The following is a 19,935-nucleotide window of genomic DNA, read 5'->3' on the forward strand; positions in this document are numbered from 1 at the left end:
ACGCTCATCCAATCAACCGCGCAGTTGCGCGAGCATGCCGAGCGTCGCGGACGGCTCCACGAATTCGTCGGTCCGCTGATTGAGGAACGCGCGAATGGCCTCCATCTTGGCGATCGCCTCGTCGGCCAGCGGATCGCTGCCCTCCTTGTATTCGCCTACTTGCAACAGCGTCTCGATCTCCTTGTATTTGGCCATCAGACGCCGCACGTGCCCCGCGCGGTCCATGTGTTCGCGCGAGGTCACCTGCGGCATCACGCGCGATAGGCTGCCAAGCACGTCGATCGCCGGATACTGATTGCGCGCGGCAATCTCGCGCGACAAGATCATGTGTCCATCGAGAATCCCGCGCACCTCTTCCGCGATCGGATCGCCGCCCGATTCGTCCTCGGCGAGCACCGTGTACAACGCCGTGATCGAGCCGCGCGACGATAGACCGGCGCGTTCGAGCAAACGCGGCAACTCGGCGAAGATCGATGGCGGAAACCCGCGACGCGTCGGCGGCTCGCCAGCCGCGAGGCCGATCTCGCGCTGCGCACGCGCGAAGCGTGTCAGCGAATCCATCATCAACAAGACGCTCATGCCGCGATCTCGGAAATATTCAGCCACCGCGGTCGCCACATAGGCGGCCTTCGCACGCTCGATCGACGAGCGATCGGAAGTGGCGCAAACGACGACCGAGCGCGCCATGCCGTCCGGGCCGAGAATCTGCTCGACGAACTCGCGCACTTCGCGGCCCCGTTCGCCGATGAGTGCGATGACGTTGATGTCGCAACGCGCGCCGCGCGCGAACATCCCCATCAACGTACTTTTGCCGACGCCTGCCGGCGCGAAAATGCCCATACGTTGGCCCTCGCCGAGCGTCATGAGGCCGTCCACGATACGCACCCCCGTCGGCAAGCTCTTATCGAGTAGCGGACGGCTCATCGGACTTGGGGGATCGGCGAAGATGGGGCGATATTCATCGCAAACGATCGGCCCCGCTTCATCGATCGGCAGTCCTAAGCTATCGATGACGCGACCCAACAACCCATCGCCGACCGGAACCGAGAGCGGTCGCTTCAAACCGACGACTTGCGTTTCGCGCGAGATATCGCCGAGCCGCCCGAATGGGGAAAGAATCGCGACGTCGCGCGAGAAGCCGACGACTTCCGCGTTTTGCAGCAATTCGCCCGTCGGGGCGCGCAACTCGCACAGTTCGCCGAGCCGCACGTCCAGGCCCGTCACGCGCACGAGCGTGCCGATCACCTCGAGTACCTTGCCGCGCGTTTCGAGCCGCGGGCGCGCGCGCAGTTCACGTTCGATCGCGCAAGCCAAGCCATGCAAACCTTCGATTGCCTCCGACGAAGGCGAGGCGCTCGCGTAGGTATCGGTCATGTCGTTTCCTCCTCTGGATCGATGACGACGGCATCACATGCCGCAGCCGACACGGCCGCATCGCGCTCGAGCGCGCGCTCGACCGCTGCGCGGATGGCCGCGAGCTGAGTGGAGAGGCTCGCATCCACGGTGCCTAGATCGGATTCGCAGATGCAGGCGCCCGGCGCAAGCGCGCGATCGACGATAACGCTAACCGGCGCCATGCGGCCGCGTTCGCGCCGTTCGTCGGCGAAGCGGCCGAACTCGCGCGCGGCCGCTTCGTAGTCATCGGGATGCACGCGCACCTTCAGATAGCTGCAGCCCTCGGCAATTCGATCGAGTGCCGTCGTCGAGCGCGCGAACAGCGCACCCGTATCCTCGCTGCGCACGATTTGCTCGACAGCGACGACGACGAGTTCCGCGAGACGTTCACGCAACAGCGCATGCATATCGCGCTGATCGGCCGCGTGTTCGGCAACACGTGCATGCCAATCGCCGATCGCTTGCGTCGTGCCTGCCTCGTAACCACGCCGCTCGGCGCTCGCATATTCCTCCTGCGCCTGCTCGATCAGCGCAAGCGCCTCTTCCTCCGCGCGGGTAACGATGTCTTGCGCTCGCCGCTCGGCATCGGCAAGCATCGCCGCGTGCCGACGGCGGCATGCTTCGCTCGCCTCATCGAGTGCAACCACGGTCGCATAATGTTCGCGCCGCAGAACGTCGCCGTCCTCGAGCAGACCGACATCGACCGAGGCTCGAATATCGTCGCTCAATTCGACGTTGGGGTTTCGCAGCCAAATGACCATGCACGCTCCGGAAACAGAATGGGCAGGCGAGCGCAAACCCGCTCGCCGCCGTCGGCATCGATCTCGCGCGGACAGCGCGCGAGCCATGCGGGTCGCATCAGTGCACGCGGCAGTGCGAGGCGCAGCAGCGCCGCACATGCATTGCCCGCGATCAGCATGCCGTCGCGTTCGAACAAGCAGTAACCCTCCCAAGCGAGCGCGTCTTCATCGAGCGTATCGAGCGGCGCAACGCCGATCGTGCGTGCCAACGTCGACATCTCTGGTGCACCCGCAAGCGACTGCAACCACCGCAACAGTGCGCCGCCTTCGTCCCCGAGCGATGCGGCCAACCGCTCGCGCCGCGCTCGATCGACGACGCGCCGCACTTCGCCTCGACGAAACACGAGCGAGCGCAGATGCAGCATCCGCACTTGATCCGCCACGGGTAATGCCGCCAACCGCATACCGTACCGCCGCCCGGCCGCCGCTTGCCGAGTATCGGCATAGTCGAAGGCCAGGTCCGAGTCGAGCGCCGGCAATGCCAGGGCCTGCATCAATGCTTTGGCGCAATCCGGCGCGGCAAGCGCGTTTTCCGGCAACGATGCGGCCGCGAGCCAGGTAGGAAGCCACGAACGGTCGATCCATTCGACCGCCGTCGAGCGGTTTTGCTCGAGTTGGGTCAGCCACGCCGCCGCGCGGCCGGCGGGACTCTGAACATTCATCTCGACCTGCATCGCATTCTCCTGCCTGTCGATGTCGGCACCGCTTGGTCATCGCGGCGGTGCGATTACGCTGGGTCGCTCAAGCGTCGGCCGCGGCGGGTGCCGCGCTTTCGTCGCCTTCGCGCTTGCGCTTCACGCGTTCGAGCCAATGCCCCGCGGGACCATCGAGCAGCGCTTGCCGCTTGATCAGCAACAGCAGCGCGCCACCGCACAGGAAGAATGCGCACAGCGCCGCCATCACGAGCCAACTGCTCTTTTGCTGCTGCATCGGGGCGAAGTCGACCGGATCGGCAGGCACCGATGCCACGCTCACCTGGTCGTACGTCAACCCCTCGACGCTATGCACGACGAGATTCTTGATCTGCGGCGTAAGCGTCTCGAGGTTGGCGTTCGGCCGATATTTGATGAACACCGAGGCGGACGACGGTTTGATGGATTCCGCAAGCGGATCGTTGTTCGGCAGCACGATCTGCACGCGCGCGACGACGACGCCGTCGATCTTCGACAACGTATCGGACAGCTCCTGCTGCACGCCGTAGATGAAACGCACGCGCTCTTCGGTCGGTGTCGATACGAGTCCGTCCTTCTTGAACAGATCGCCGAGGTCGTCGTACTTGCGCTCCGGCAATCCGCGCGCGCGCAGCACTTCCATCGCGCGAACCATCTGCTTTTCGTCGACTTCGACGGTCCATGTCTTGCCGCCATCGGGACTGGTCTTCTGTGCATCGACCCCCTCCTCCAACAATGCGACGTCGATCTCGTTCGCATCGTGCTCGGTAAGCGCGCCGTACAACTCCTTCTGGCAAGCGGTCAATGAAAGCACGAGCGCGATGCAAGCGAGCGTGACGACACACTTGCGATACGGCATCGCGAACCGCGCCAACAGCCGTGCGAGGTTCATCATTGATTCCTCATCAGCGTGCCGATCGCATCCTTCGTCGACGTGACGACGGCAAGCTTCACCTGCATGTCGCATTGCAAGCCTGAGGTTTCCATCATCACCTGCGCCTGGGCGGCAAAGCTTTGCTGCATCGTCATCTGCGGCATCGACTGGATCATGAAGAGCGCGTCGTTGCTGACGGCTTGCGTGGCAAGATCCTGCTGGCGCACGACATTCGAGATCATCGTCTCGGTGTCCGTGCCCTGCGCTTGCGGCGGCGTCATGTGGCCGCGCTCGTAGAGCACTTGAAATTTGTCGGCAAGCTGCTGCGTGGATGCCGAGCCCGGCGCGCTCGCCGCGCTCTCATGCGCCAGCAACTGCTGCAACTGCATCGAAGCGAGCATCGAGTTCATGTTTGGCTCTCCAAAACGTCGCTCGTCGTGTGTCTCGCTCTCACAAGCGCATGTATTGATGGCCCATCATCAGCGACGGGTCCATCGCGGTGGGCACCGGTTGCGCCTCGGCCGCTTCGGTGGCCTCACGCTGCTGACGCTCGGCGACGAGCTGCTTCAGCGAATCGGGAAACGCGAATTCGCCCGTCATTTTCGATGCTTCGAGCGCGCGGTTCAGATCGTTGCGCGCGACCACGGTGCGAATGAGCCGGATCGCGTCGGGCGACGTTTCGTCTTCCAGCATGCGATGCGCTTCGACGCGCCAATCGGCGTCGTTGTTTTCGCTCATGCAATAGATTTGCATCGCTCGGCTGTTCGGCAGGCATTGTCCTTTTTCGGCCAACTCGCGGAACACTTGCGTGGCGGCGATCCAGTCGCCGCGCACGATCAGCATGCGGCCCGCGATCATATCTAGCTCCGGCACCGCCTCGCAGAGCAGACGCAGCGCCGCGGTCATATGGTCGAGTTCGTCGTGATCGATGCGTGTATGCGGAAATTTATCGATCAATGCCAGGTTCAGCACTTCGACGATGCCGCGCAAGATCTCGTCACCGCAGTTCACGTAATCCTTCAATTCGCTCATGTCGATTCCCCCAAGGATGCGTGACCGACAGCCGGCCACGCAACGAAAGTAGCAAAGGGGTGGCGGCCGATTCGAGGGTGACGCGAAGCGGATCGTTCAATTGCGAAGACAGGCCGCCTCTTCGCAATCCGTCCCGCCGCTTCGCCCGGCAAGCAAGTCCGGTCTCGTATGCCCGCTATCGTGCGCAGCATCGTCGGCCGCTCGAGCGCCGATGCCCTGGGAAGACGAACCCGATGAGCGAGAAGACCGAACAGCCCACTCAGAAGAAGCTCGAGGACGCACGCGAAAAAGGTCAGGTCGCGAAGAGCCCCGACTTGACCGAGACCGTCTGCATGCTCGGCGTCATCGGCGTGTTGACGATGGGCGAGCACATCTTCGCTGACGCGTTGCGTGGCCTCGTCACGCAAACGCTTACGTTCGTGAGCGGCGATCATTCACAGCAGAGCATTTTGCACACGCTCTATCACCTGCTCGGCGTGGCCGTCACGTTGGTGCTTCCGATCGCGGGTGCGGGTGCGTTCGCGGCTGCCGTCGGCACGGCGGCGCAAGCCGGGCTCGTCGTCGCATTCGAGCCCGTGATGCCGAAATTCGATGCGATCAACCCTGGGGCGGGATTGAAGCGCATCTTCTCGATGCGCGCTTTGATCGACGTGGGCAAACGCCTGCTCAAGCTGGCGGTACTGCTGCCCGTGATGTGGGTGTCGATCGAGAAAATGCTGCCGCTGATCTCGAGTGCGTCCTATCAACCGCTGGGCCCGCTCATGAAGGTGCTCTGGCAAGCGTTGCTCAAGCTGCTGACGACCTCGTTCGTCGCCTACCTCGTGATCGGCTTCGCCGACTTCAAGATTCAAAAGTGGCTCTTCATCCGGCAGAACCGCATGTCGAAGGATGAGATCAAGCGCGAACGCAAACAACAGGATGGCGATCCGCAAGTCAAGCGCGAGCGTCGCAAGCGCGGCCGCGAAATGATCAACAAGGGGCCGGACAAGCCGGCCGTCGGCTCGGCCAATGTCGTCGTCACGAACCCGACACACTATGCCGTCGCGATTCGCTTTCGGCCCGGCGAAGATCCACTGCCCGTGGTCGTCGCCAAGGGTGTCGATCAAGAAGCCGCGCTGGTGCGCCGCTATGCGACCGAAGCCGGCATCCCGATCGTCGCCAATCCGCCCGTCGCCCGCGCGCTGTATCGCATCGAGCAGGACGCGCCGATTCCCGAAGCTATGTTCGAAGTAGTCGCCGCGATCCTGCGCTGGGTCGATAGCGTCGGCGCCCCACGCATTGGAGCCTGATCATGTTCAAGTCGCTGCGTATTCCCGGCGCGGGAGAAATCGGCATCGCGATGCTCGTCGTCGCGATCGTCTCGCTGATGATCCTGCCGCTTCCGCCCGAAATCATCGACGTTCTTCTCGCTCTCAATATTACGCTCAGCGTGACGCTGCTGATGGTGACGATGTATGTCGGCAGCATTGTGTCGTTGTCGGCCTTTCCGTCGATGCTGCTTTTCACGACGCTATATCGGCTCTCGCTGAACATCGCATCGACGAAGTCGATTCTGCTGCACGCCGACGCGGGCCATATCATCGAAAGCTTCGGCGAACTCGTGGTAGGCGGCAATCTGGTGGTGGGGCTCGTCGTCTTCATCATCATCTCGACCGTGCAGTTCATCGTCATCGCCAAAGGTTCGGAGCGCGTGGCCGAGGTCGGCGCGCGCTTCACGCTCGATGCAATGCCGGGCAAGCAGATGAGCATAGACGCCGAACTGCGTGCGAACGTGCTGTCGCCCGAGGATGCACGCAAGAAGCGCTTGCAGCTTGCGATGGAAAGCCAGTTGCACGGCGGCATGGACGGCGCGATGAAATTCGTCAAGGGCGATGCGATCGCGGGCCTCATCATCACGATGATCAATATCCTCGGCGGCATCGCGGTGGGCATTGCCTACCATGGCATGACAGCCGGCGAAGCCGCGAACCGATTTTCGATTCTGTCGATCGGCGATGCGATGGTGTCGCAGATTCCGTCGCTATTCATCTCCGTTGCGGCCGGCGTCATCATCACGCGCGTCGAGGACGGCAATCATGAGGCCGAACGCTCGCTCGGCACCGATATCTTCCGCCAACTCGCCGGCAGCGCACGCCCATTGTTTTTCGCCGCGCTGCTGTTGCTCGGCTTTGCGGCCGTGCCCGGATTTCCCGCACCGCTCTTCATTTTGCTGTCGGCCGTTCTCGCTTTCGCGGGCTATCGGCTCACGAAGCAAGGCACGGGCCGGCGCGCGACGAGTGCCAAAGGCGCGCCCGTCGGTGCCTTTCAGCGCGCCGGCGCCAAGGGCGACGCGCCGTCGATCCTGCCGCGTGCGCCACAATTCACGGCGCCGGTCGGCGTGCGCGTTTCACCCGACCTGATCGCGCGGCTATCTCTTGCGCATCTGGACAAGGCGTTCGATACCGAGCGTGCCGCGTTGCAAGACGAACTCGGGCTGCCCTTCCCCGGCATCATGATGTGGGCCTCGGAATCGCTCGAAGCCTCCACCTACGAGATCCTCGTTCACGATGTGCCATGCTCCCGCACGGAACTCGCGCAAGGCAAAGCGATGCTGCCCGATGCGGCGAACGATGCCGCGCTCGCGGCGCAATGCGAGCTGCGCGGCGCGGCAGGCGGCTTTGCGCAAAGTTACTGGATCAACGAAAAGAGCGTGCCGGCAGGGGCGAAGGCATGGCGAGCCGAACAGGTCATCGCACGCGAGGCGATCACGCTGTTGCGTTCGCGCGCACAGCAATTCCTCGGCATTCAAGAAGCGCAATGGCTGCTCGATCAGCTCGGCGCCGATTATCCCGGGCTCGTCGCCGAAGTGACAAAAGCGCTGCCGCTGCAAAAGATCGCGGACGTGCTGCGACGTTTGCTCGAAGAACAGGTTTCGGTGCGCAACGTCCGCGGCATCATGGAGAGCCTGGTGGTTTGGGGTCCTAAAGAAAAGGACATGCTGCTGCTCGCCGAATACGTGCGCGGCGACCTCGCCCATTACATCGCTCATCGCGCCGCGGGCGGCACACGCATGCTGACGGCCGTCGTGCTCGACGTGCCTGTCGAACAACACATCCGGCAATCGATCCGGCAAACGCCTACGGGCAATTTCCTCGCGCTACCGCCCGACGAAATCAAATATTTCGTCGACAGTATCGCCGCGCATGCGGGCGACCAGCCGCGCGCGGCATTGGCGGTCGTCACGTCGATGGACATTCGCCGCTACGTGCGCCGCATGATCGAGAGCCGCCTCGGCTGGCTGCCGGTCTACTCGTACCAGGAACTCGGTGGGCACGTCGAGCTGCAGCCGCTCGGCCGCGTCACGATGTAACCCGCATGATGGGCATCATCCGCACGTATGCCGTGCATGCCATCGACGACGACGACCTTGGCGTCGCGCCGGCCGCACGGGCCGAAGCGCGCAAAGGATTCGACTACGCGGCGCTAGTGAGGCGCGCGCGGGTTGGCGCGCGAGCACCGCAGCGCCGGCAATACGAGGGCAATGAGCGGCATCCGGATCCCAATGAACGCGAGCACGTTTCCGAGCACGAGGGCTCGCAAGCGCACCGTGCGCCCAACGAATCACAGGCCGACAGCGGCACGGCCGACGAACGATCGCCGCATGCGCCGCAAGAAGACGCATGTCGTTCCTCGATTCATCAGGATTCCTCATCATCTTCCGCCGGCGGAGCGAGTCTCGCGCAAGCGCGGGGCGCCTCGGCGGAATCGCTGACGCAGCAATTGCAGCGGCTCGACACGCCGTATCTCGAAGCGCTCGCGCGCGAGCAACACGCGGTGTTCGTGCTGATCGATTACCTCGCCGCTCGCGTGGCCGATTTCTGCTCCGATCCCGCCGTGCTGGCCCAAGGACATTGGTCGATCGACTTGACGCTCGACCCTGCGATTCTGCCCGACTGTCGGCTTGCGTTGACGCTTTCGCAATTCGACTTGGCGCTTCGGTTCGACACCCAGCATGCGAGTTCGAAGCAACTAGTCTTACATCACGGAGACGTACTCAAGCGTCGACTCGAAGCGCTCCTCACGCAGCACGCTACCCAACACGATATGCAGCGGACGGTGGAGATCGTCGTCGAGTAGGACCAAGGCACCCGATCCGATTGACCAACAACAAGGCAAGCATGGAATTCACGTCACCGACCACTGCGGCCGCCGCAGCGCGCGGCCCGATCGTGCGGGGCGCGCAGGCACTCGCGGCACTGCCCGCGATCGATGCGCGCATGGCGCGTCTTGCGCGGCTAGCTGCCGACGAACGCCTCGCCGCATGGCTGCAATTGAAGCTCGGCATTACGGGTTTTGCCGTCGGCGCGGGCGATGCCGTCCGTATCGTCGAACCGGGTTGGATCGATCTCAGTCACGGGTTTGCGCATGCATCGATCGCAATCGATCTACGCCGTCACCCGGCGCTCGCGAGCGTCGCCGTCGACGGCGACAATCGCGACGCAGTCACGTCGAGCGCCGGTATCGATGCGGCCGACGGCGCGCGCAGCGGCGACATCGCATTGCGCAACGCTGTCGCCGCAATCCTGCTCACGCCGTTCACCGACCGCTTGGCCGCACTGGGATTGCCGGACGTGCGCGTCCTCGGCATCCGTCGCGGCCGCGAGCCAGCCGATCCTCGCACGGCGCTGTCGGTCGGGTTCCGCTTGGGCGAGCGTCATATCGAATGCCGCCTCGGTCGGCTCGACGACGCCTGCGTCGAAGCAATCGCCGGCTGCATCGGACGCCAACGCATTCCGTTCGCACAGCATGCCAGCGTCATCAATGTGCCGGGGCGACTCGTCGTCGGCGCGAAGACGTATCGGATCGCTACGTTGCGCACACTGCGCATGGGCGACGTCCTCTTGCGCGCGCTGGACCCGGCGCTCGCCGGCACATGTGCCGAGCCACCGCAGGCCGCCGATCTACGCGCGCTCTGGGGCATGCACGGATCGGTGCAGTTGGCCGCCACCGCGCGCCTCGAAGGATGCACGCTGACCTTAAAGGAGACCCCGACCATGAGCTATGAAACAGAAGACCACGATGCCGGCACCGCGAGCGGCGATGAACCGATCGACATCGGCGAACTGAACCTGCCCGTCAAGTTCGAGCTCGATACCGTACAGATGCCCGTCGTTCAGTTGTCCGCGCTGCGGCCCGGCTATGTCGTCGAGCTGCCCGTGCCGATCGCCGACGCACGGATTCGACTGACATCCTACGGCCAGACGATCGGCACCGGCGAGCTCGTCACCGTGGGTGATCAGCTCGGCGTTCGCGTACTTCAAATGACGCACGGCAATGGTTCAGTTCAGTGATTACACGGGCCTGCTCATCGCCGTGCTGGCGATGAGCATGGTGCCCTTCATCGCGATGGTCGTCACCTCATACGCGAAAATCGTAGTAGTCCTAAGCTTATTGCGCAACGCGCTCGGCGTTCAACAGGTCCCGCCTAACATGGTGCTCAACGGCATTGCGATTCTCGTGTCGATCTACATCATGGCCCCGGTCGGCATGCAGGCGATGGCGAACATGCAGAACCGCCAGCTCCCGACCGAGACCTCGCAGATGATGATCAGCGCGTTCGGCGCCGCGAAGGAGCCGTTCCGCCAATTCTTGATCAAGCACACGCACGAACGCGAGAAGCGATTCTTCCTGCGCTCGGCCTCGGTCGTCTGGCCGAAGCAAATGGCCGCCGAACTGAAGGAAAACGACTTGATCGTATTGGCACCGGCCTTCACGCTGACGGAGATGACCGACGCATTCAAGATCGGATTCCTGCTCTATATCGCCTTCATCATCGTCGATCTTGTCATCGCGAACGTGCTGATGGCAATGGGCCTGAACCAAGTGCAGCCGACCAACGTCGCGATCCCGTTCAAGTTGTTGCTGTTCGTCGTCATGGACGGCTGGTCGGTATTGATGCATGGGCTAGTCCTGACCTATCGATGAGAAGGCGCAACGGGCCTCAGCGAACCATCGGAACCGTAGGAACCGCGCCATGGAAGTCGAAAACCTCGTTCGCCTCGCAATGCAGGCGATGCTGCTCTGCCTTTACGTATCGCTGCCCATTGTGCTCATTGCCGCGATTACCGGCCTCTTGATCTCCTTCATCCAGGCCATTACGTCGCTGCAGGATCAAACGATCTCATACGCGGTGAAGCTCGTCGTCTCGATCGCGGCGATTGCCTTGCTCGCACCATGGGGCGGATCGGCGATCCTGCATTTCGCCAATGAAGTGGTCCAGCTCGCGGTGCCGACATGAGCGACATTCGCTACGACAGCTTCGCTCAAAGCGAGGAGGCGCTCGAAGAAGCGCGCTCCGAGCAGACACAAGCGCAACAGCAGGCGCAACAAACGCAGGCACAGCAAGCCGGCAACGACGCCGTCCGCTTCAAGCGTCAGCGTTTGCTCAAGATGCGCCAGGCCGCGGCGCGACGACGCGCGGGTATGCAGTTGCAAGCGCGTTTCGCAGCGGCGCGCGCATCGGCCGAACGCACACGCGGGTCGAAATCACAGAAGCTGCTGAGCGAACTGAGGCCGCGCAAGAAATCCGACAAGCAGGAAAAGGCGCACGGCGAGCACAAAGCGCATGGCGATCACAAACTGCACGAGCACTCGGCCCATAGCGACCATCCGCATGGCCCGCACGCTCCACGCGAGCACGGCGCGCATCGTCGCATCGAACGACAGGACGGCGACGGCCGGCAAGGGTCCGGACGCCAACAGCAACAGCAGCAAGAGGACCCTGCGCCCGTCGTGAAGGTGAAGCTGAGCAAGCGCATCTCCCCTTCTGCCATTCGAAGCGACTTGCGCTCGCTGGCCGATGCGAACGAAGACGAACCGCTTCGGCTCGAGAATCAAATGCGGCTCGCCTGGACGCGCACGTGTCTCGGTTTCGGCATGGCCATCTCGCTCGATCCGAAGGCCGCGGTCACGCCGATCATCCTCGGCAGCTCGCTCGACATGATCGCCGCGCGATTCCGGCACGCGGCGCTTCGCGATGCGACACGTCAGACGGGCTTGGTCGGCGTCAAACATCAGCTTCAGACGGTGCAGGACGAACCTGAGTTTCGATCGAAGCCATCGGGCGAGTTATCGCTATCGGATCGGCAAAAGGATCTGAACCTGCTCAAGCCGCTCTTCGTGCTGCACGGCGAGCGCCCTTCGACGCGGCCGCAATTGCGTTTGTCCGTCTGCCGTCTGCGCACGCTGCTGTTCGCGACGGGCCAAACGGTCGACCCAGCCCAAGCGATGCAGGCCGAACGTGCGGCACGTGTTACCCGTGCGCGGCAAACGAATGCTACGCGTACGCACGAGCGCGGTGCATCGCCTCACGAGCCCGGTAACGAGCCCAGTAATGAGTTCGGCAACGAGCCTGGCCCCGCTTCGCAAAACTTTTGACCGGTTCGCATCGACCGCTACGAAACAAGACTGCCTCACTAGACTGAGCATCAAGCAATCGGCGCGAATGCCGCATCGATCCACGTACACCCTGACGCGAGCGAAGAGGCAACCGAAATGAAAAAGCTGCGCATCTTGACGGGGGCACATTCCGGAGCACAAGTGACGCTCGTGCCCGGCGTCTATCGCCTTGGCGGCGACGACGGCGCGGACGTGTGCATCACGGACTGGACCGAAGACAGCATCTGCATCGAGCTCGACAGCGCAGGGGTGACGCGATGGACGTCGGCGGCCAAGCAACAGGCCAACGATGGCGAGGACAAGACGGCCGCGCAGCACGAATCGACGGTGACGCTGGTACCCGATCTCGTACCGATTCCGGTCGGCGAAATCGTGCTTTGCTTCGGGCCTGAGACGGCGCAATGGCCGGCGGACGTGGACCTGCTTCGCATGCTGTGGGTCAAGCCGGAAGAACCCGAGGCACCGGTGCCGCACGCCCTGGGCAATCCGCGGGCCATCGGCGTCGCACTCGCGGGCGGCATGATCGCGGCGGTGCTCGTCGCCGGCGCGACGCTGTTCGGCTCGAAGCCGCGCGACGCGCAGGCGATGCCGAGCCCCGAAGCGCTCGCGACACGCATCGGCGGTGCGCTGCATGCGGCCGGTCTCGCCGATCTGCAGGCGGTGCCGCGCGGCAATGCGGTCGTCGTGCAGGGAATGGTCGCGACGGCGGCCGAGGATGTCGCGGCGCGCGGCATCTTCGCACACGTCGCGTCCGATCAAAACCGGATCTTGCGCCAATACGACGTTGGCGAAACGGATCGACGCAATCTCGAGGATGCGCTCGCCGTCGACGGCACGCATGTGAAATATCGCGGCGACGGCGTCTTCGAAGTCGATGGTGCGGTCGATTCGATGTCGCAATTTCAAACGGCGCTGGCGCGCGTGAAGCGCGATCTCGACACCAATATCAAGCACATCGACGTTGCGGTAAGCGAGAGGCCCGCGCCTTTGGGCAGCGCGGGCGACTATACAGCGCTCATCGCGATCGGCGATGTGCGCTATGTGGAAACGCCCGATGGCGTGAAGCATCTGTACCCCGGCAATGCCGCGGTACCGGGCGAGCCACGCCATGCGGGCGCGAAGGGAAACGGGGTCTTGCGATGAGCGGACCGTCGATCGAAACCAAGTCGAACCAACGCGAGGTAACCACCATGTACGAAGCACTGCAAGCCGTCGCCGCCGATATGGCCAGCTTGGAAGCCACCCTCGATTCGCCGACGAGCCACGCGCGTGTCGCGCGCCTCACCTCGGCGCTCGATGCCACGGCGCAGCGTTTGTCCGACAAGCTCGCGGCTGCCACGGCCGAGCGCGAGCGCGCGCATCTGCAGACACTCCATCGCGGCTTCGTCGCTGCCGGCCGCGTGGTGCAGCGGCTGGCCGACTTGAAGGCGCAAGCCGGTATCGACGCCTGAGCGGATTTTTCGGCACAACCGCTTTAGCGATTTTTGCGTGGCCGCCAAACGCGGCGCGCACCCGGTTCGCCGGTCGCGGGTTTGCGCCCGCGATCATCGGCGAAGCAAAGCAGCAATCGTTCCTCAACCGTAGCGCTCTTTAGGAGACAGTCATGTCGATTGGCGGATCAGCAAGCGCAGCTAGCGGCTCGATGAAATCGAGCATGAGCCAAATGATGCCGATGATGCAGCAAATGGCTCAAATGCAGATGCAAATCACGATGATGGAGTCGGTTCTGAACCTGCAACGTTCGTTGGCAGCAGCGGTAAAAAACGTATCGACGACACCCCAGTGACGATCGGCCTGTCGTCGGGGCGGCTCTTTGGCTTCGACGTCAGGCGCTTCGATTACTGGAGCTTCTCGCTCATCGGGCCGATTGGGATCACTTGGACCGCTGGCCACGCTCTCGCAACGAGGGTGCGGCGCCTATTAGAAATCAGGACAAAGGATGAGCTTCGAACGTTACGTCGACGTCGTGCGGGAGACATGCGCGGTGATCGGGCTGCCCGATGCCGAACAAGTCCTGCAGACGCGCACGCTCGAAGTCGAGAGCTTCGACGTGCGGATGGATCACTTCGAAAACGATCCGCTCGCGATGTACGTCAACTTCCACTATGGCACGGTGACGGCCGGACGAACCCTGACGATCTTTCGTCTCATGCTCGAGGCGAATCTACTTATTTACGCGCAGGACCAGGCACAACTCGGGCTCGATGCGGATACGGGCGGCATGGTGCTGATTTTGCGTTTGCCGCTGACGCAGGACGTCAACGGCGAGGTCGTCGCCGATTTGCTTACGCATTACGCCGAGCATGGCCGCTATTGGCGGCAGAACGTGATCGAGTCGTCCGATGAGATGTTCGAAGGGATCGCGTCGGGGGCTTATTACTGGTTGAAGGCTTGAGGGTGTGAGGGTTCGATGGCCTGCGACCGGGCGGTCAGGGGCAAGTGCAGCGCTACTCCCCCTTCGCATAGGGCACGAGCAGCACCACGCGTGTCCGCGGCGGCACGCGTCCGCTGCTGGCCTGATCGCCTCCATCCGAGCCCTCGATCCACGGCGCCACACCACCCGCCGGCGCCGCGGCGATCAGCACCGCGCGTTGCGACGGCACATCGACTCGCACGGTAGCCGGCGGGCCGCCGGCGAGCGCGAATCGCGTCGTCAGCACCACGTGCGGCAGATCCATCGCCCCCTCGACCGCAGGCGTCACATCGAGCGTCATACCACCCGGCACGTCGAGCAGCGAAGCATCGCTACCTGCCCCACCAACGCCGTCATCGGCCGCTGCGACGAGTTTCGCGGCGCGCGCATCGAGTTCGACCGCTGTCCCGTCCGCCGTCAACACATCACGCTGCAATTCCATGCGCGCCCGCCCTTCCGTCACGAACTCTTTCAACTGCGCCGCGAGAGCCGCTCCATCGTCATCGCTATAGGCATAACGCGCGGCCGGCGGTGTACCCGGCACCGCATAGACGTCGGGTGCCGATCCATCCACTGCTCGCCACTGCAACGGCAATGCCGCCAACGCATCGGGATCGACGTCGGCGACGTAACCGACGATCCGTACGAGCGGCGGCTTCGTGTCGTAAGCACGCGCCATTTCGGCATCGCCGTCGAGCCGTTCGGGTCGATCGCGTATCAAGATCGTATTGCGGTCGATGTCGGCTTCGACGATCGGCAAAGGCGCTTCGAATTCCAATGGCACGATGCCGTCAGCAAATGGCTTCTGCCGATTCTGCGTGAATCGCTCGCGCAACCGCGTCGCCACGCCCGGCATCACCGACGGCACGCCACCTATCGTCTCGTGCCGATCGCCCGCGCGCGCCGACTGCAGCGTCACGACACGCACCGCGGTACGGACACGCTCGCGTGCCGTTCGTTCCAATGCGCGCGCCGTCGCCTCGATGCGCGCCACGTACGCGGGCGGTCCGCTAACGACAATCGTGCGCGTCGCCTCGTCCACCTGTGGAGCGAAGCGCGGATCGCTCGCGCCGGTACTCGATAACTGCGCGAGCAGCGCATCAGCCGACGCGTAATTCAAGCGCATCGCCAGCGTGCGGCGATCGGCTTGCGGCGCAACGTGCAGCACCATACCGTCGTAATACCAACTGACGCCGTACGTCGACGCCATCGCCGATAGAAATGCCTGCGGCGCCAAATCGAAGCGCCCCGTCACGCTGCCCATCACGTCGGGTGCCACGTCGATCTGCACGTGTGTTTGCGACGCAAGCGCCGACAATGCGTCCGCCAACGGCGCCGCGTTCGCCGTGTAATCGAATCGCTCGGTCTGCCACGGAATCGGCGCGCTTTGCGCAGCGCATGGCAGCGCTACCGTGCCAATACATAGGAGTGCGAAGCAATTGGATATTAGACGTCGGTTCATCGCATTCATCGCAACGCGACTCTCAAGAAGGTTTGCGGTTCGACCAGACCGATTCGAGCGAGGGCTCTTCGGAAGGGCTATAGGACGCGGCGGAAGGCGAGTCGGCAGGCGTGACTATCGCGCGCGACTCCGAGTCCGCGGCACCCTCCTCGCTTGCATTCATATTGAGCCGATAGCCCGTTGCGTAGACGGATTGAATCGTCCAGCCGACACCGGCCGCCTTCAAGTTCGATCGCACACGGCTCACGTACATATCGACCGATCGGCTCTGCACGTTCGCATCCCATCCCCATACGACGCTGAGCAGGTCTTGCCGCTGCACGACCGTGCCCGCATGCGTCGCCAGGTGCCAAAGGATATCGAACTCCTTCGTACCGAGCGGATGCGCGGTACCGTTCGCGACGAGCGCCTGTTTGCCGCGGTCGAGCACGCATTCGCCGACGATCATCTTGCGTCCATCGACGTTCGTGCTGCTCGCGCGTCGCAAAACCGCCCGCATCCGTGCGAGCAACACAGTTCGATCGACCGGCTTGACGAGAAAATCGTCGGCCCCCGTATCGAGAATCTTGGCGATATCGGCTTCCGACGAATGCACGGTCTGAAAAATCACGGGCACCGAAGAACGCGAACGCCCGCGCACGAACGAAAGTAGCTGCTCTCCGTTGACGCCGGGCACGTCCCAATCGAGCAACAGCAAATCGGCCCAGTGGTCAGATAAATAATTGCGCGCCTCCAAGCCATCGTGGAACGACGTGACTTGATAGCCCTCCGCCTTGAGCCACGCCACAAGCATCGCATGCTGCGCGGGGTCGTCTTCGACGACGAGCACGCGAACGGGTTTGCCTGCCGCCTGCATCATTTCAGTGCTCCGGCCGCAAATGCGCGCACCGAATCGCGCACGCTGGGCATGGCCGCGGCCGCGGGATCGGCCGCGCGTTGCTGTTTGATCAGGCTCGGCAAGCGCATGATGAACGTCGTGCCGCCGTCCTCGTTGATTTCCGCATGGAGGGTGCCGCCATGCAGCGTGACGATGCGCGTGGCCAGCTTCAAGCCAAGGCCGAATCCTTTCGATGTCTTTTGCGAGAGTTCGTCGAAGGAGTCGATGCGCCCCTTCTGATGCAAACCCGGCAAACCGCCGGCCGCATCCTTGACGCCGATTTCGACGAGATCGTCTTGCTGCTTGAACATAATGGACACCGTCGCCCCGCCCGGCGAGGCTTGAATCGCATTGTCGATGAGGTTTTGCAATGCGCGCGCGATGAACGGACGCAGGCCATTGACCCAAGCCGGCCGGCCGTCCGGTAGCCACAACCGCAACGACACGCCGCGATAGACTGCCGCCACTTCGAGTTGCGGCACGAGTTCGCGCAGCGTCGTGCGCAAGTCGAAGCGAGAAAAATCGCGGCGCTCCAGATTGCCGACGACCGAGGAAAACAAGAAGTTTTCGCCGAGACCGAGCGCATAACGGGCCAACTCGCCGATCTGCCGCATCCCCCCGCACTGCGCGAAAGTGGCGGCATCCATCTCCTGCAATTGGCTCAAAGCAACGATCGAATTGAGCGGCGAGCGTAAGTCATGCGATAGGAAGCGCAGCGATGCGATGCGCTCGTCGAGCGCTCGATGCACGGGACTGATATCGACGACGGCTACCGATGCCGCGACGAAGTACGGATCGTCGTCGCTCATGCCTTCCTCGTGCTCGACACGCGTGAGCTTGAGCCAGCACCATGCACCCTCGATCTCGACTTCACGGCCTTGTTCGAGTGCCGTATAGGGTTCGGCACCGTCACGCAAGCAAAAGCCGAATATCTGCTCCATCGGCGCGCCGATCGGAATCGGCATCCGCAGCATCGCGCAAGCGCGTGCGCTCGCGGCGACGACGCATCCGTCCGAGCCGAGGGCGATCGTCCCCCATGGCTGGCTGTCGAGCATCGACTGCAGCCGCTTTCTGTCGATATTTCTGTCGGCATTCCTATCGGCATCGTTGCCCTGCTCGCGCTGGGCGACGGATTGAATGTGTCGAAGGTTTTCCATGTTCGTCCCTCGCAAGATGCACCGCGTCATACGGCGCGTCATACGTTTAAGCGATTCGTCACGGTTCGATGATGCGCGGAGTCAGCAAAAACAAGCGCTCCATATGGCTGTTGCTCGTGTTCGTGGTCTTGAACAAATTGCCGATCAGCGGGATCTTCGACAACACCGGCACACCCGTGAGTCCGTTCGAACGGTTGTCGACGCGATAGCCGGCCACGAGTAGTGCCTGTCCCTGCTTGATGAATGCCGACGTATTGATGTCGGAACTCGTCACGACCGGCAAATTCGACACGGTTTGCCCCGTGAATTCACCGTCTTCGATCGATACGTCGAGCTTGATTTGCGTCGAGCCGTTTTCGGTCACGACCATCGGCAGCACGCGCAGCGAGACGCCCGTCGACACCGAATAAAGATTGCCCCCCGTGTAGCCCGTGACAGGCACGAAGAACTGCGTCTTGTTCGCCATCACGGCTTCGAGATTGTTCAGCGTCGTGACCTTCGGGCTCGCATCGATCTTCGCTTGGTTCGTTTGCGTCAGCGCATCGATGCGGGTCATCACATAGCGGCCTGCGTCGCCCAGCACGGCGGCCATCGACAAGCCCGTCGGCGAGACGGCTACCGGCGTTTGCAGCGAGCCGTTCAGCGTCGTGGTGCCGAAGGTCTGCGTGAGCGTGCCGTTGTAAGTGTTTTGCGGCAGCGTGCCCGAGCCCGTTTGAATGTCGACGTGGCTGTTGTGCGCCGACCAATCGACGCCGAGTTGCTGCAACGCGTTGTCGTCGATTTCGATGATGTGCGCTTCGATCTCGATCAATTGCGGCTTGACGTCGAGACGCTTGAGCACGTCGGGATACTGGAACATGCGGTCGGGCGTATCGCGTACGAGCACCGAGTTCGTGCGCGGGTCGGCCTGGATGACGGGCAACTCGTCGTCCTTCGGGTCCCCGCTCGAATCGTCGCCACCCGAGCCGCCATTGTTCGTCGCTTGCGCAACGGCCGACGACGGCTTGCCCGACAATCCCGCGAGCGGTCCGCCGCCCTGCGTCGGCGGCAACGGGGGCATGCCCGCCGTGCCCGTGCCGCTATTGGGGTACCCGCCCGAGCTCGAGCCCGAGACGTCGTTCATCGGCTTCGACTTCATGATGCCGGCCGCAGCGGTCGCCACGCCTGCGGCGGCACCCGCGCCCGATTGATTCGGGTGATACATGCTGTTGAGCAACGAGGCAACGCCCGCGAGCGTCACGGCCTGTCCATCGACGTCGACCGTGCGGTCGGTGGCCCACGCGTGATGCAATGGAAACACGCGGATTTCGGTGCCGCTCCGATGCGACGCGTTGTGATCGATGCGATCGGCCACGTTCGACACCATTTGCACGTAGCCGGGCGGCCCGTTGACGATGACCGAGCCTTGCGAGTCGTCGTAGATCAACGGGAAACGTTTATCGGCCACGCCGAGCTGTTCGAGCGTGCGCCGCAGTTGCTCGGCCGAGGCACTGTCCAGATGTATCAGCGTGCTCTTCATCTCGGCCGGCGTGACGATATCGAGCACCTCGCCGTCGTAATACCAGACGAAGCCGAACGTGGCGGCAAGCGTGTCGAGGAACCGCTGCGGCGGCATATTGAATCGGCCGCTGACGGTGCCCGACACCTCGTTGCCGATATTGGCCGGAATGCCTTGGCTCGCGGCGAGATCGCGCAGAACGTCCTTGACGTCCTTGCCTTCCGTCGAATAAGTGACGCTGTTCGTTTTCCAGTGCACGGTCGCGGCCGATGCGCCGGGTCCGATCAGCATCAGCGCGAGGCCGAGCACCGCGAGCGAA

General features: G+C 63.2%; 21 protein-coding genes. 11 read left to right on the forward strand and 10 right to left on the reverse strand.

The window, feature by feature from the left end; genetic code table 11:
* Positions 1-12: 12 nt before the first annotated feature.
* The 6 genes from sctN to J3485_RS23360 all read right to left on the reverse strand — a co-directional run bounded on the left by sctN (position 13) and on the right by J3485_RS23360 (position 4,772).
* Positions 13-1,374, reverse strand: a complete 1,362-nt coding sequence (gene sctN, locus J3485_RS23335) for a type III secretion system ATPase SctN (protein ID WP_206956684.1) — start codon at positions 1,372-1,374, stop codon at positions 13-15.
* Complete coding sequence (gene sctL, locus J3485_RS23340) at positions 1,371-2,156, reverse strand: type III secretion system stator protein SctL (protein ID WP_206956685.1); 786 nt, start codon at positions 2,154-2,156, stop codon at positions 1,371-1,373. The genes sctN and sctL overlap by 4 nt, the downstream gene beginning before the upstream one ends.
* Positions 2,120-2,869, reverse strand: coding sequence for a type III secretion protein HrpB4 (locus tag J3485_RS23345; RefSeq protein WP_206956686.1), 750 nt, complete (start codon positions 2,867-2,869; stop codon positions 2,120-2,122). The genes sctL and J3485_RS23345 overlap by 37 nt, the downstream gene beginning before the upstream one ends.
* Before the next feature lie 67 nt (positions 2,870-2,936).
* Positions 2,937-3,758, reverse strand: coding sequence for a type III secretion system inner membrane ring lipoprotein SctJ (sctJ, locus tag J3485_RS23350; protein ID WP_374192483.1), 822 nt, complete (start codon positions 3,756-3,758; stop codon positions 2,937-2,939).
* On the reverse strand, positions 3,758-4,150 hold the full coding sequence (locus J3485_RS23355; protein ID WP_206956688.1) for a type III secretion protein HrpB2: 393 nt from the start codon (positions 4,148-4,150) through the stop codon (positions 3,758-3,760). The genes sctJ and J3485_RS23355 overlap by 1 nt, the downstream gene beginning before the upstream one ends.
* 40 nt (positions 4,151-4,190) lie before the next feature.
* Positions 4,191-4,772, reverse strand: a complete 582-nt coding sequence (locus J3485_RS23360; RefSeq protein WP_206956689.1) for an HrpB1 family type III secretion system apparatus protein — start codon at positions 4,770-4,772, stop codon at positions 4,191-4,193.
* Between the two features lie 233 nt (positions 4,773-5,005).
* Here J3485_RS23360 and sctU point away from each other — a divergent pair, with 233 nt between their 5' ends.
* From sctU to J3485_RS23415, 11 genes are all read left to right on the forward strand, one after another.
* Positions 5,006-6,061, forward strand: coding sequence for a type III secretion system export apparatus subunit SctU (gene sctU / locus J3485_RS23365; RefSeq protein WP_206956690.1), 1,056 nt, complete (start codon positions 5,006-5,008; stop codon positions 6,059-6,061).
* A gap of 2 nt (positions 6,062-6,063) precedes the next feature.
* On the forward strand, positions 6,064-8,121 hold the full coding sequence (sctV, locus tag J3485_RS23370) for a type III secretion system export apparatus subunit SctV (protein ID WP_242538898.1): 2,058 nt from the start codon (positions 6,064-6,066) through the stop codon (positions 8,119-8,121).
* 5 nt (positions 8,122-8,126) lie between these two features.
* Positions 8,127-8,888: a type III secretion system protein SctP gene (gene sctP / locus J3485_RS23375; protein ID WP_206956691.1), complete on the forward strand. Its 762-nt coding sequence runs from the start codon at positions 8,127-8,129 to the stop codon at positions 8,886-8,888.
* A gap of 41 nt (positions 8,889-8,929) precedes the next feature.
* A complete protein-coding gene (sctQ, locus tag J3485_RS23380) occupies positions 8,930-10,102 on the forward strand; it encodes a type III secretion system cytoplasmic ring protein SctQ (protein WP_206956692.1) in 1,173 nt (390 codons plus the stop codon).
* Positions 10,086-10,736: a type III secretion system export apparatus subunit SctR gene (gene sctR / locus J3485_RS23385; protein ID WP_206956693.1), complete on the forward strand. Its 651-nt coding sequence runs from the start codon at positions 10,086-10,088 to the stop codon at positions 10,734-10,736. Before sctQ ends, sctR begins: the two co-directional genes overlap by 17 nt.
* A 49-nt stretch (positions 10,737-10,785) precedes the next feature.
* Positions 10,786-11,049 carry a type III secretion system export apparatus subunit SctS gene (gene sctS / locus J3485_RS23390; protein ID WP_206956694.1) on the forward strand — a complete coding sequence of 88 codons (264 nt, stop codon included), beginning with the start codon at positions 10,786-10,788 and terminating at the stop codon, positions 11,047-11,049.
* Positions 11,046-12,188 (forward strand): hypothetical protein, encoded by a 1,143-nt coding sequence (locus tag J3485_RS23395; RefSeq protein WP_206956695.1) that lies wholly within the window; start codon positions 11,046-11,048, stop codon positions 12,186-12,188. Before sctS ends, J3485_RS23395 begins: the two co-directional genes overlap by 4 nt.
* A gap of 117 nt (positions 12,189-12,305) precedes the next feature.
* Complete coding sequence (locus J3485_RS23400; protein WP_206956696.1) at positions 12,306-13,352, forward strand: type III secretion system protein; 1,047 nt, start codon at positions 12,306-12,308, stop codon at positions 13,350-13,352.
* Complete coding sequence (locus J3485_RS23405) at positions 13,349-13,660, forward strand: type III secretion protein (RefSeq protein WP_206956697.1); 312 nt, start codon at positions 13,349-13,351, stop codon at positions 13,658-13,660. Before J3485_RS23400 ends, J3485_RS23405 begins: the two co-directional genes overlap by 4 nt.
* A gap of 152 nt (positions 13,661-13,812) precedes the next feature.
* On the forward strand, positions 13,813-13,995 hold the full coding sequence (locus tag J3485_RS23410) for a hypothetical protein (protein ID WP_206956698.1): 183 nt from the start codon (positions 13,813-13,815) through the stop codon (positions 13,993-13,995).
* A gap of 153 nt (positions 13,996-14,148) precedes the next feature.
* Entirely contained in the window at positions 14,149-14,604 is a 456-nt protein-coding gene (locus tag J3485_RS23415) for a CesT family type III secretion system chaperone (protein WP_206956699.1), read from the forward strand.
* 52 nt (positions 14,605-14,656) lie between these two features.
* Here J3485_RS23415 and J3485_RS23420 read toward each other — a convergent pair whose 3' ends face one another.
* From J3485_RS23420 to sctC, 4 genes are all read right to left on the reverse strand, one after another.
* Complete coding sequence (locus tag J3485_RS23420; RefSeq protein WP_206956700.1) at positions 14,657-16,084, reverse strand: secretin N-terminal domain-containing protein; 1,428 nt, start codon at positions 16,082-16,084, stop codon at positions 14,657-14,659.
* A 22-nt stretch (positions 16,085-16,106) separates the two neighbouring features.
* On the reverse strand, positions 16,107-16,943 hold the full coding sequence (locus tag J3485_RS23425; RefSeq protein WP_206956701.1) for a response regulator transcription factor: 837 nt from the start codon (positions 16,941-16,943) through the stop codon (positions 16,107-16,109).
* Positions 16,940-18,016, reverse strand: a complete 1,077-nt coding sequence (locus J3485_RS23430) for a sensor histidine kinase (RefSeq protein WP_206958311.1) — start codon at positions 18,014-18,016, stop codon at positions 16,940-16,942. The genes J3485_RS23425 and J3485_RS23430 overlap by 4 nt, the downstream gene beginning before the upstream one ends.
* Before the next feature lie 160 nt (positions 18,017-18,176).
* Positions 18,177-19,907 carry a type III secretion system outer membrane ring subunit SctC gene (gene sctC, locus J3485_RS23435; protein WP_206958313.1) on the reverse strand — a complete coding sequence of 577 codons (1,731 nt, stop codon included), beginning with the start codon at positions 19,905-19,907 and terminating at the stop codon, positions 18,177-18,179.
* Positions 19,908-19,935 lie beyond the last annotated feature (28 nt).

This window comes from Trinickia acidisoli (assembly GCF_017315725.1).
Classification (GTDB): domain Bacteria; phylum Pseudomonadota; class Gammaproteobacteria; order Burkholderiales; family Burkholderiaceae; genus Trinickia; species Trinickia acidisoli.